General features: G+C 67.6%; 8 protein-coding genes. 6 read left to right on the top strand and 2 right to left on the bottom strand.

What is annotated here, in order from left to right; translation table 11 throughout:
- The first annotated feature begins 128 nt into the window (after positions 1–128).
- Together DWA33_RS04425 and DWA33_RS04420 are read left to right on the top strand one after the other, a co-directional pair.
- Positions 129–2,930, top strand: a complete 2,802-nt coding sequence (locus DWA33_RS04425; protein WP_114356891.1) for a [protein-PII] uridylyltransferase — start codon at positions 129–131, stop codon at positions 2,928–2,930.
- A gap of 160 nt (positions 2,931–3,090) precedes the next feature.
- Positions 3,091–4,425, top strand: a complete 1,335-nt coding sequence (locus DWA33_RS04420) for a S41 family peptidase (protein WP_114356890.1) — start codon at positions 3,091–3,093, stop codon at positions 4,423–4,425.
- Between the two features lie 198 nt (positions 4,426–4,623).
- Here the strand turns inward: DWA33_RS04420 and DWA33_RS04415 are convergent, their stop codons facing one another.
- Positions 4,624–6,291 carry an isovaleryl-CoA dehydrogenase gene (locus tag DWA33_RS04415; RefSeq protein WP_114356889.1) on the bottom strand — a complete coding sequence of 556 codons (1,668 nt, stop codon included), beginning with the start codon at positions 6,289–6,291 and terminating at the stop codon, positions 4,624–4,626.
- A 139-nt stretch (positions 6,292–6,430) separates the two neighbouring features.
- Between DWA33_RS04415 and DWA33_RS04410 the strand changes: the two genes are divergently transcribed.
- The 4 genes from DWA33_RS04410 to chrA are packed head-to-tail and all read left to right on the top strand — an operon-like array spanning position 6,431 to position 10,725.
- Complete coding sequence (locus DWA33_RS04410) at positions 6,431–7,066, top strand: TetR/AcrR family transcriptional regulator (protein ID WP_244601199.1); 636 nt, start codon at positions 6,431–6,433, stop codon at positions 7,064–7,066.
- 38 nt (positions 7,067–7,104) lie between these two features.
- A complete protein-coding gene (locus DWA33_RS04405) occupies positions 7,105–8,586 on the top strand; it encodes an amino acid permease (RefSeq protein ID WP_114356887.1) in 1,482 nt (493 codons plus the stop codon).
- A gap of 31 nt (positions 8,587–8,617) precedes the next feature.
- Entirely contained in the window at positions 8,618–9,508 is an 891-nt protein-coding gene (locus DWA33_RS04400; protein ID WP_114356886.1) for an SDR family oxidoreductase, read from the top strand.
- Positions 9,505–10,725 (top strand): chromate efflux transporter, encoded by a 1,221-nt coding sequence (chrA, locus tag DWA33_RS04395; RefSeq protein WP_114356885.1) that lies wholly within the window; start codon positions 9,505–9,507, stop codon positions 10,723–10,725. The genes DWA33_RS04400 and chrA overlap by 4 nt, the downstream gene beginning before the upstream one ends.
- A gap of 30 nt (positions 10,726–10,755) precedes the next feature.
- Here chrA and DWA33_RS04390 read toward each other — a convergent pair whose 3' ends face one another.
- On the bottom strand, positions 10,756–12,750 hold the full coding sequence (locus DWA33_RS04390) for a BCCT family transporter (protein WP_114356884.1): 1,995 nt from the start codon (positions 12,748–12,750) through the stop codon (positions 10,756–10,758).
- Positions 12,751–12,799: the final 49 nt, after the last annotated feature.

The raw sequence follows: 12,799 nt of genomic DNA, 5'->3' as shown, positions 1-12,799 counted from the left end.
CCTGACGAAAATCCCATCGTCACAATCCGTTGCAGGCGCCTATGCTGGCGGGGCCGGGTGGTGCCGCCGCTCGCCCGCACGCGGAATTCCGTGACAGCAGCGGTGCCGTCCGATATCCGGAAACAGCTATGGACAAAGTCGTGTCACCTTCCCGCCCCGCCGCCGACGAGCGTTTCGACAGCGCCCGGGTCGCCGCCGAGATCGCCGCGCTGGCCGAGAAACACGCCGGCAACGACGCGGCGTTCCGCACTGCGTTGGCAATGCTGATGAAGGCGGAACTGGCGAAAGCCCGCGCCGAGGCCGAGGCGCAGTTGCTGCGCGATCGCCACGGCCGGCGCTGCGCCGAGCGACTGTGTTTCGTCCAGGACACGATCATCCGGCTACTGTTCAACGCCGCAACTGAGTACCTTTACAACTCCCCGACGCCATCCAGCTCCGAACGCATGACGGTGGTGGCGACCGGCGGCTACGGCCGCGGCCTGATGGCGCCGGAGAGCGACATCGATCTCTTGTTCATCCTGCCCTACAAGCAGACCGCCTGGGGCGAGCAGGTCGCCGAAGTCATCCTGTACTGTCTGTGGGACATCGGCCTGAAGGTCGGCCACGCCACCCGTTCGGTCGACGAGTGCATCCGCCAGGCGCGCGCCGACATGACGATCCGCACCGCGATCCTGGAGACGCGGTTCCTGGCCGGCGACGAGGCGCTGTACGCCGAGCTGGTCGAGCGCTTCGACAAGGACGTGGTCGAGGGCACTGCGGCCGAATTCGTCGCCGCCAAGCTGGCCGAGCGCGAGGAGCGCCACCGCCGCTCCGGCCAGTCGCGCTATCTGGTCGAGCCCAACGTCAAGGACGGCAAAGGCGGGCTGCGCGACCTGCACACGCTGTTCTGGATCGCCAAATACGTCTACCGGGTGCGCGAGACCAGCGAGCTGTCGGAGCGCGGCGTGTTCGATCCCGCCGAACTCCGGACCTTCCGCCGCTGCGAAGACTTCCTGTGGTCGGTCCGCTGCAACATCCACTTCGTGACCAAGCGCGCCGAAGACCGGCTGTCGTTCGACCTGCAGCGCGAGATCGGGGTGCGGCTCGGCTACACCTCGCATCCGGGGATGCAGGACGTCGAGCGCTTCATGAAGCACTACTTCCTGATCGCCAAGGAAGTCGGCAACCTGACCGCGATCCTGTGCGCCAAGCTGGAGGATCAGCAGGCCAAGGCGGCGCCGGCGCTGACCCGGATGATGGCGCGGCTGCGGCCCGCCGCCAAGCGCCGCCGGGTGCCGGAGAGCGACGACTTCGTCATCGACAACAACCGAATCAATCTGGCGGTGCCGGACGTGTTCAAGCACGATCCGGTCAATCTCATCCGGATTTTCCGGCTGGCGCAGAAGAACAGCCTCGCCTTCCACCCCGACGCGATGCGGATCGTGACGCGCTCGCTGTCGCTGATCACGCCGCAGCTCCGCGACAATCCCGAAGCCAACCGGCTGTTCGTCGAGATCCTGACCTCCGACAACGCCGAGCCGGTGCTGCGGCGAATGAACGAGACCGGCGTGCTCGGCCGCTTCATCCGCGCCTTCGGCCGCATCGTGTCGATGATGCAGTTCAACATGTACCACAGCTACACGGTGGACGAGCACCTGCTGCGCTGCGTCGGCAATCTTCAGGAGATCGAGCGCGGCGGCAACGACGAGTTCATGCTGTCGTCCGAACTGATGCGCAAGATCCGCCCCGATCATCGCGCGGTGCTGTACGTCGCGGTGCTGCTGCACGACATCGCCAAGGGCCAGCCCGAGGATCACTCCACCGCCGGCGCCAAGGTGGCGCGGCGGCTGTGCCCACGATTCGGATTCAGCGCCGCCGACACCGAGCTGGTGGCGTGGCTGATCGAGCAGCATCTCGTGATGTCGACGGTGGCGCAGTCGCGCGATCTGTCCGACCGCAAGACCATCGAGAACTTCGCCGCGGTGGTCGAGACCGTGGAGCAGATGAAGCTGCTTACCATCCTCACCACCGCAGACATCCGCGGCGTCGGTCCGGGGGTGTGGAACGGCTGGAAGGCGCAGCTGATCCGCACCTTGTACTACGAGACCGAGCCGGTGCTGACCGGGGGCTTCTCGGAAGTGAACCGCGCCGAGCGGATCCGCGCCGCCCAGGCCGAATTCCGCGCCGCTTTCACCGAATGGTCGGAGGCGGAACTCAACGCCTATGTGGCGCGGCACTACCCGGCGTATTGGCTGAAGGTCGACCTGCAGCGCAAGATCCGCCACGCCCGGTTCCTGCGCGCCTCCGAACAGGCCGGCCACAAGCTCGCGATCAATGTCGGCTTCGACGAAGCCAGAGGCGTCACCGAGCTGACGATCCTCGCCGTCGACCATCCGTGGCTGCTGTCGGTGATCGCCGGCGCCTGCGCGTCCGCCGGCGCCAACATCGTCGACGCTCAGATCTACACCACCACCGACGGCCGCGCGCTCGACACCATCTCGATCAGCCGCGAATACGACCGCGACGAGGACGAAGGCCGCCGGGCCACCCGGATCGGCGAAACCATCGAAGAAGTGCTGGAAGGCAAGCTGCGGTTGCCCGAAGCGGTGGCCCGCCGCGCCACCAGCGGCAGCAAGGCCAAGCTGCGCGCCTTCGTGGTCGAGCCCGAAGTCGAGATCAACAACAACTGGTCGGACCGCTACACCGTGATCGAAGTCAGCGGCCTCGACCGCCCCGGCCTTTTGTATCAGCTCACGACCGCGATTTCGAAGCTCAACCTCAACATCGCCTCGGCGCATGTCGCGACCTTCGGCGAACGCGCCCGCGACGTGTTCTACGTGACCGATTTGTTAGGTGCGCAGATCACCGCCCCGACCCGGCAGGCGGCGATCAAGCGTGCGCTGGTGCACCTGCTCGCCAACGGCGACGCCGAACAGAAGCCGGCGGCGTGACCGCTCATGGCGCCTTGATCGCGCCCGCTTCGCGCGTATCTGATCAGGCGTCCTATCCGGGCGCCGGTGTCCCCCTCGCAGGAACCGATCGCGGCCGCGGTCGGTTCTGGTTCCGCAACGTCAAGGCGGCCGTCATCCGCCCATTCATATGAGTTCGCCCATGCGCAAAGTCGTCGTTCGCTCCCTTGCCGTTCTCGGCATCGTCGCGGTTCCCGTGGTCTCCGCGCTCGCGTTGCAGCGCGAGCAGACCGCGCCCGCCGACCTCGACCTGATCGGCGGCGTGATCCAGCTGGTGCAGCGTGCCTACGTCCATCCGATCGCCTCGGACGCGCTGACCAAGGATGCGCTGAAGGGCATGCTGAACCGGCTCGATCCGCATTCGGACTACATGGACGAGAAGGAATTCAAGGACATGCAGACCGACATGTCGGGCCAGTTCGGCGGCCTCGGCATGCAGATTTCGGCTCAGGGCGGGATTCCGCGGGTGGTGTCGCCGATCGACGGCACCCCGGCGGCGCGCGCCAAGCTGGAGCCGGGCGACCTGATCATCAAGGTCGGCACCGCCAGCACACAGGGCATGAGCCTGCGCAACGTCGTCGACATGCTGCGCGGCTCACCCGGCACCAAGGTCACCATCACCATCCTGCGCGGCAAGGACGATCCGTTCGACGTCACCCTGACCCGCGAAATCATCAAGGTCGCCTCGGTGAAGTCGGAGATGAAGCCGGACGGTATCGGCTATGTCCGGATCAGCCAGTTCGGCCAGGACACCTCCGACGGTTTCACCGCCGCGCTCAAGAAGCTCAAGAGCGACGCCAAGGACGGCCTCAAGGGCCTGGTGATCGACCTGCGCAACGACCCGGGCGGGCTGCTCAATGCCGCGGTCTCGGTCGCCGGCGACCTGCTCGACGGCGGCACCGTGGTGTCGATCCGCGGCCGCCAGTCCGACGACCAGCGGGTATTCTCGGCGCCGTCGCGGGGCGACAAGCTGCCCGGCGTGCCGATCGTGGTGCTGATCAACGGTGCCTCGGCGTCGGCCTCGGAAATCGTCGCCGGCGCGCTGCAGGACCGCAAGCGCGCCACCGTGATGGGCACCACCAGCTTCGGCAAGGGTTCGGTGCAGACCGTGATCCCGATCAAGGGCCACGGCGCGGTGCGGCTGACCACGGCGCTGTACTACACGCCGGCGGGCCGCTCGATCCAGGACGAGGGCATCGTGCCGGACGTGATCCAGGAAGCACCGAAGGATCAGCAGATCAGCGGCGGCCCGCTGATCCGCGAAAGCGCGCTGCACGGCGCGATCGCCAATCCGGGCCAGCTCGGCAAGCCGGACGCCGGCGCCACCAAGGCGACGCCGAAGACCGGCGAAGCGAGCGACGACAAGATCAAGGCCGCGACTTCGGCCCCGATCAAGGCCGACCTGATCGGCAAGCCCGACGACGCCCAGCTCAATGCCGCATTCGCCTATCTGAAGAAGGATTCGCCGTCGAAGTAAGGAACGGCACCCTCGCGACGTCACCTCGCGCACCCTCATGGTGAGGAGGCGCGGAGCGCCGTCTCGAACCATACGCCGCAGGCGATGCGGCTTCTCATCCTTCAAGACGCCCGGCTACGCCGGGCTCTTGAGAATGAGGACTCAGTACCGTTGAGAACGAGAGCGGCAGACAACCCCTGCTTTCGTTTCCGCCGACAGTCACCGCGGCCGTGCGCGGTCGATGATCGCGGCGAAGTTGATGCCCTTGGGCAGCGCGCCGTAATGATGTGCGCCGCGCTGCGCCAGACGTGATGCGCAATACGCTTCGGCGACCTCTTCCGGGGCATGCCGGATCAGCACGCTGGCCTGCAGCCCGACAGCGAGCCGGTCGACCAGATCGCGGGCGCGCTCCTCGAAGTCCGACGCATCACGCATGTCGTCCTTCAGCGCGGCGATGTGACGATCGAACGCGACGTCGGCGCCCTTGGCCTGCTCGACCTCGGCGAAATACGCCTCGAGCGTCTCCGGCGTCCGGGTCATCGCCCGCAGCACGTCGAGGCACTGCACGTTGCCGGAGCCTTCCCAGATCGCATTGACCGGACTTTCGCGGAAGTGACGCGGCATCGGCCCGTCTTCCATCACGCCGGAGCCGCCGATGCACTCCATCGCCTCGGCAGTGACGCCGGGCGTGCGCTTGCAGATCCAGTACTTGCCGATCGCCGACCCGATCCGGATCAGATGCGCCTCGTGCTCCTCGGCGCGGTGATCGAGCGCGCGGGCGATCCGCATCGTCAGCGCCAGCGCGGCCTCGGTTTCGATCGCGAGATCCGCCAGCACGTTTTGCATGATCGGCTGATCGATCAGCAGGCGGCCGAACGCCGCGCGCTGCCGGCAATGATCGATCGCCTGCGACAGCGCCGCCCGCATGATCGCCGACGAGCCGATCATGCAGTCGAACCTGGTCATCGCCACCATCTCGATGATAGTGGCGACGCCGCGACCTTCCGGCCCGATCATCCAGCCGAACGCGCCGCGCAGCTCGGTTTCGCTGGAGGCGTTGGAGGCGTTGCCCATCTTCTTTTTCAGCCGCAGCACCTGCAGCGGGTTCTTGGCTCCGTCCGGCTTCCAGCGCGGCACCAGGAAGCACGACAGCCCGCCCGGCGCCTGCGCCAGCACCAGGAAGGCATCGCACATCGGCGCCGAGACGAAGAACTTGTGGCCGACCAATTCGTATTCGCCGCCCGGGCCGCCGGCGCCGACCGGGATCGCCCGGGTGGTGTTGGCGCGGACGTCCGAGCCGCCCTGCTTCTCGGTCATCGCCATGCCGATGGTGACGCCCTGCTTCTGCTCGGCCGGCACGTTGCGCGCATCGTAACTGCGCGCCAAAATCTTCGGCAGCCACTGCTTGGCGACGTCGGGTTGCAGGCTGATGCATGGCACAGCCGCGAACGTCATGCTGATCGGGCAGCCGTGGCCGGCCTCGATCTGGCTGTGCAGATAGAACCGCGCGGCGCGGGCGACATGCGCACCGTTGCGCGGATCGGTCCACGGCGAGGAATGCAAGCCCTGCTCGATCGAGGTCTGCATCAGCCGGTGATAGGCGGGGTGGAAGCGCACCAGATCGGTGCGGCGGCCATAGCGGTCGTGGGTGTCGAATTCCGGCAGATGCCGGTTGGCGAGCGCGCCGAGTTCGAGATAGTCGGCGGCTCCGATCCGGGCGCCGAAATCGGCGATATCGTTGGCGGCCCATTCGGCGCCTTCGCGGGTCACCGCTTCGACCAATGGCCGGTCGGCGCTGAACAGATTGTAGTTGGCGAGTTCGACCGGCTGGTTGATCACCTCATGGGTGACGGCGCCGTAGCTGTCGGTGGTGGCGGCGTTGAGCATTTGGGTCCTCCCGGGACGGCGCCTCTGGCGCTTGCGATGGTTCGGCAGGCATCATAGGCAAGCCGCATCGGACAGGTGTTCGGATTGGGCCTGGATGGCGAAGCGCGCGGAAACCTCAGCAAAATCACGGCGAAGGCCGGTGCAGCCGCGCTCGCACGAAACCTCGCGGGCAATCCGCGACGCATTTGTTCGGCTTCTCGACGAAAAGCCGTTCAGTGAGGTGACGATCCGCGAGATCGTGCTGGTCGCCGGCGTCGGGCTCGGCACCTTTTACGAATATTTCTCCAGCAAGGACGAGCTGGCACGCGCCTGCGTGCATCTGCGGACCAAGGATCTGTTGCTGGCGCTGCGCCGCCGCCGCACCGCGCTCGGCAGCTACGACCTCGCCACCGGCGTCAGGGCTGCGATAACCGCGCAGGCCGAAATCTATGCGCAAGCGCCGCGCGAATGGATGCAGCATTTCATGCTGGAACGGCACAAGAGCGAACGCAGCCACTATCTCGAAGCCTACGACTCGTTCCTGAAGGAATGGCAGGCGCTGCTCGAAGGCGCCTCCGACTGGCCCGCCGGCCGCTCCGCCGCCGAAACCGCGCTGCCGGTGTTCACCCTGCTGTACGGCATGTTCGCCCACGCTTTGATCCGTGGCATGCCGCGCGCCGGCTTTGCGGTGTACCGCGACGAGCTGGTGCGGGCGGCGCTCGGCTGTCTGGCGGCGATGAGGTCGCCGCAGGCGAGCGCCGGCGCGATGGAACCGGGCGACCCTCGCCGCGCTTGAGATCGAGCGGGTTCCGCCGCGGGCAAGGGGGTTCGAGAGTGGCCGAGATCTGGACGCGTAAATCGCTGAGCAGCCTGCAGATCGAGGCTGCGGCCGGGGACAGCGGCGACGGCGAGGTCCGCCATCTGAAGCGGTCGCTGTCGGCGACCAACCTCGTCGCTCTTGGCGTCGGCGGCATCATCGGCGCCGGCATCTTCGTGCTGACCGGCCATGCCGCCGCCGCCAATGCCGGACCGGCGGTCTCGCTGTCGTTCGTGCTCGGCGCTGTCGCCTGCGCGTTCGCCGGGCTGTGCTACGCCGAGATGGCCTCGACCGTGCCGGTATCGGGCAGCGCCTACACCTATGCGTATGCGACCATCGGCGAGCTGGTGGCCTGGATCATCGGCTGGGACCTGATCCTGGAATACGCGGTCGGCGCCACCACGGTGGCGATCGGCTGGTCCGGCTACTTCGTCAGCCTGCTCGGCAATTTCGGCATTCATCTGCCGAGCCAGCTCGCCTCCGCCCCGCTCGCCTACGACGCCGCGACCCGGGCCTGGTCGACCACCGGGGCTTTTCTCAATCTGCCGGCGATGGCGATCATCGTGGCGATCTCGGCGCTGCTGGTGATCGGCATCCAGGAATCGGCGCGGTTCAACAATGTCATCGTCGCCGTGAAGCTGACGGTGATCGCGCTGTTTCTGATCTTCGCCGCCCCGATGGTGACGCCGGCCAATTGGGTGACGGCCGCCAATCCGGACGGCGCGTTCATTCCGCCGGCGCAGGAGACCGGCATCTTCGGCTGGTCGGGCGTGCTGCGCGGCGCCGCGGTTGTGTTCTTTGCCTTCATCGGCTTCGACGCGGTGTCGACGGCCGCGCAGGAGGCCAAGAACCCGCAGCGCGACATGCCGGTCGGCATCCTCGGCTCGCTGGCGATCTGCACCATTCTGTACGTCGCGGTGGCGTTCGTGCTGACCGGGATCGTGCCGTACGACCGGCTCAACGTGCCCGATCCGATCGCGGTCGGGATCGACGCCGCCGGGATCGGCTGGCTGTCCTCGATCGTCAAGATCGGCGTCGTCACCGGGCTGACCTCGGTGATCCTGGTGCTGATGCTCGGCCAGACCCGCGTGCTGCGCGCGATGGCGCATGACGGCCTGATGCCGAAAGGCGCCGCCGCCACCCATCCACGCTTCCGCACGCCGCACGTCGCCACCATCGGCACCGGCATCATCGTCGCCGGCCTCGCCGGGGTGCTGCCGATCGGGCTGGTCGGCGAACTGGTCAGCATCGGCACGCTGTTCGCATTCGCGGTGGTCTGCGTCGGCGTGCTGGCGCTGCGGATCAAGCATCCGGAGCAGCACCGGCCATTCCGGGCGCCGGCGATCTGGCTGGTGGCGCCGGCCGGCGCGATCGTGTCGTTCGTCCTGATGCTCGGCCTGCCGCTCGATACCTGGATCCGGCTGGCGGTGTGGCTGGCGATCGGCCTTGCGATCTATTTCCTGTATGGCCGTCATCACAGCAGGCCCGCGGGGCGCTAGACTGCGGCTACCACGGCCAGGAGCGCACCCGATGAGTACGAGCCCCGAGCACAAACGCACCGCGCTGGTCACCGGCGCCAATTCCGGCCTCGGCAAGGCGGTCGCACAGGCGCTGGCGGCGGACGGCCTGCGCATCGGCCTGGTGGCGCGCGACCGCGGCCGCGGCGAAGCGGCGCTGGCGGATATTCGTGCCGCCACCGGCAATGACGACCTGCATCTGTTCGTCGCCGACCTCGCCGATCAGGACTCGGTCCGCGCGCTGGCGCAGGCTGTGCGTGATCGCTTCGATCGTCTGCACCTGCTGATCAACAATGCCGGCACGGCATTCGCCGAACGCCGGCTGAGCCCGCAAGGCATCGAATGCGCGCTCGCGACCAATCACCTCGGCCCGTTCCTGCTCACCAACCTGCTGCTCGACCTGATCAAAGCCAGCGCGCCGGCGCGGATCGTCAATGTCGGCACCCGCATCGACGCGGCGATCGATTTCGACGACCTCAATTGGGAGCGGAGGCCCTACGGCATGATGAAGGGCTACGCCCAGTCCAAGCTCGGCAATCTGCACTTCACCTTCGAGCTGGCGCGCCGGCTGCAAGGCAGCGGCGTCACCGTCAACTGCGTGTTTCCCGGCGTGTTCAGATCCAATCTCGGCGGCACCGATGGCGCCCAGGGGCTGTTCTGGAAGCTGCTGGCCAGGCTCGGCGGCTGGGCGATCCCGAAGCCGGAGAGCGCCGCCCGGCGCGTGCTGTATCTCGCCAACGCGCCGGAGCTGGAAGGCGTCAGCGGCGAGTATTATGCCGATCGCAAGACGATTGCCGCTCCGGCGCAGGCGCGCGATACGGAAGCCAACAGGCGGCTGTGGGAGATCAGTGAGAGGATGACGGGGCTGGTTCTTCCGCACGCCGCCGACGACGGGGTCCGATGACCGCGCAATCCGACCTCTCGACCATCGAGCAACCGCACAGCGGCACGCCGGGCGAAGTCCTGCGGGTGTTTTTCAAGCTCGGGCTGACCTGCTTCGGCGGCCCGATCGCGCATCTCGGCTATTTCCGCGACGAGTTCGTGGTGCGGCGGCGCTGGACCGACGAACAGGCCTATGCGGATCTGGTCGGGCTGTGCCAGTTTCTGCCCGGCCCCGCCAGCAGCCAGGTCGGCTTCGCGATCGGCCTGATGCGTGCAGGCACGCTCGGCGCGCTCGCCGCCTGGGCCGGGTTCACGCTGCCGTCGGCGGCGGCCCTGGTGCTGTTCGCCTATGGGGCCGCAGCGCTGGACGGCCCGATCGGAACCGGCCTGCTGCACGGGCTGAAGCTGACCGCGGTGGCGATCGTCGCGCAGGCGGTGTGGGGGATGTCGCGGCAGCTCTGCCCGGATCGCGAGCGTACCACGATCGCGGTGGCGGCGGCGCTGATCGTGCTGCTCAGCGGGGTACCGGCTGCGCAGCTTGGTGCGATCGCAATCGGCGCGATCGCCGGCCTCGTGTGGTGCCGCAGCGGTGCGGCGCCGCGCTTCGGCGAGGTCGGCGCGCGGGTGTCGCGAACAGTCGGCATCGCTGCCCTGTTCGGCTTCGCAACGCTGCTGGTCGGCCTGCCGCTGCTCGCGCAACTGGCCGGGTCGCCGATCGTCGCGACGTTCGATGCGTTCTATCGCTCCGGCGCGCTGGTGTTCGGTGGCGGCCATGTGGTGCTGCCGCTGCTGCGCGACGCCTTTGTCGGGCCGGGATGGATCAGCGACGACGCGTTTCTCGCCGGCTATGGCGCCGCCCAGGCCGTGCCGGGACCGCTGTTCAGCTTCGCCGCTTACCTGGGAGCGATCGCTGCGCCCTCCCAGGGGCTGACAGGCGCAGTGATTGGGCTGGTCGGCATCTTCCTGCCGGGCTTCCTGATCCTGCTCGGCGTGCTGCCGTTCTGGCATGGGCTGCGACACTATCCGGCCGCGCAGGCGATGATGCGCGGCGTCAACGCCACCGTGGTCGGCCTGCTCGGCGCCGCGCTGTACGATCCGGTGTGGACCAGCACGATCCACGGCACGGCCGACGTCGCGATCGCGCTGACCGGCTTTGCGCTGCTGACGATCTGGCGCGCCCCGCCGCTGCTGATCGTCGCGTTCAGCGCGGCAGCCGGAATCGCCGCTGCATTGCTGTGACGGAGCTGGCGCCGGGCGTCTGACGCCCTGCTATCCAGACTGGGGCTTATGTTCCGGCGCGCCGACGGCGAGCGAGGCGGCCGGCGAGGTCACCAGCTGCAGATAGCGATCGAACTGCGCCAGCACGTCGGCGATCACCTGGTCACGCGTCATTCCCATCACGTCGTAGCCACGGCTGCCGTCGCTGAAGAAGGTGCGGGCCTCGTAGCGGAATCCCGAATGGGTCGCCTCGGCCGGCGAGAATGCCGGCAGGCGATATGCGACCGGACGCACCCCGTAGACGAAATCGCGCACGCCCTCGGCCGGCACGTTCAGCGACACCGAATGATCCGTTTCTGAGCGGGTCACGATCGAGCGGCGGCCCTGATGCTCGAGCTCGCGGCGGACCTCGTCGAGCGCCGGCGTGACCACCACTTTGATGTGCTCGCCGACTTCGGCCTCGGTCGGCGCGTTCAGGATCAGGCCGAGCCGGCGCTGCCACGACAGGCCGGCGGCCGGATAGGCCTGCGGCGCCGCCGCCCCCTGCCGCACGCGGCGCTGGGCGACGTCGGCGGCCATGCCTTTGAACAACGCCCACACCAGCACCAGCATGATCAGCGAGAACGGCAGCGCGGTGGCGATGGTGGCCGATTGCAGCGCCGCGAGGCCGCCGGTCAGCAGCAGCACGGCGGCGATCAGCCCTTCCAGGGCGCACCAGAACACGCGCTGGGCTGTGGTGGTGTCGGTGGCACCGCCCGCCGCCAGCGTGTCGACCACCAGCGATCCGGAATCGGCGGAGGTGACGAAGAACACCGCCACCAGCATCACCGCGATGCTCGATGTCAGCATCGGAAACGGCAGATATTGAAAGAAATGGAACAGCGCGGTCGACAGGTCGCTGGCGACCGCCCGATGCAGCGCGCCCTGCGCCACCGTGGTGTCGATCCACAGCGCGGTGTTGCCGAACACCGTCATCCAGAAGAACGTGAAGCCGGCCGGCACGAACAGCACCGCGATCACGAATTCGCGCACGGTGCGCCCGCGAGAGATCCGGGCGATGAACATCCCGACGAACGGCGACCATGAGATCCACCACGCCCAGTAGAACAGCGTCCAGGCGTCGATCCAGGGCCGTGGTTCGTAGGCGTAGATGTTGAACGTGCGCAGCACGATGGTGTCGAGATAGAAGCCGATGTTCTGCACGAAGTCGCGCAGCAACTGCGCGGTCGGGCCGACCGCCAGCACGAAGCTCATCAGCAGAACCGCGAGCGCGAGGTTGAGCTCGCTGAGCCGGCGCACGCCGTTGTCGAGACCGGTGACCACCGAGACGGTGGCGACCGCGGTGATCGCCGCGATCAGCCCGATCTGCACCGCTGCGTCGTTGGGCACGCCGAGCAGATAGGTCAATCCGGCATTGATCTGCAGCACGCCGAGGCCGAGCGAGGTCGCGATTCCGAACAGCGTGCCGCAGATCGCGAAGATGTCGACGGCGTGGCCGATCGGTCCGTCGATCCGGCTGCCGAGCAGCGGATACAGGCCGGAGCGAACGGTGAGCGGCAGATTGTAGCGATAGCCGAAATACGCCAGCGACAACCCGACAACCGCATAGATCGCCCAGGCGTGTAGTCCCCAATGGAAGAAGGTGATGCTCATCGCCTGGCGCTGCGCCGCGATGCTGAGCGGCGCGGCCTCGGGCGGCGCGGCGAAGTGCTTCATCGGCTCGCCGACCGCGAAGTACATCAGCCCGATGCCCATGCCGGCGGCGAACAGCATCGCCACCCACGACAGATAGCGGAAGTCCGGCGTCGAATCGTCGGGCCCGAGCTTGAGGTCTCCGAACCGGCTCGCCGCGAACAGCACCACCGAGGCGATGAAGATGCCGACCGCCAGCAGATACAGCCAACCGAACGTTTCCAGGATCCAGCTCTGCACCGCCGCGAAGATCGCCTCGGCCTGGTTCGGAAACACGACGCCGATTGCCAGGAACAGCGCCGTGATGGCGACCGATCCGAAGAACACCGGGGGATTGATGACGAAGCGCGGCATCGTGTCTCCTCAACCTCCCGGGCCATCGGACCGGTTCTCGCCGGCAGGA

The organism is Rhodopseudomonas pentothenatexigens (genome assembly GCF_900218015.1).
Lineage (GTDB): Bacteria > Pseudomonadota > Alphaproteobacteria > Rhizobiales > Xanthobacteraceae > Rhodopseudomonas > Rhodopseudomonas pentothenatexigens.
This window is presented reverse-complemented; position numbering and strand designations above follow the sequence as displayed.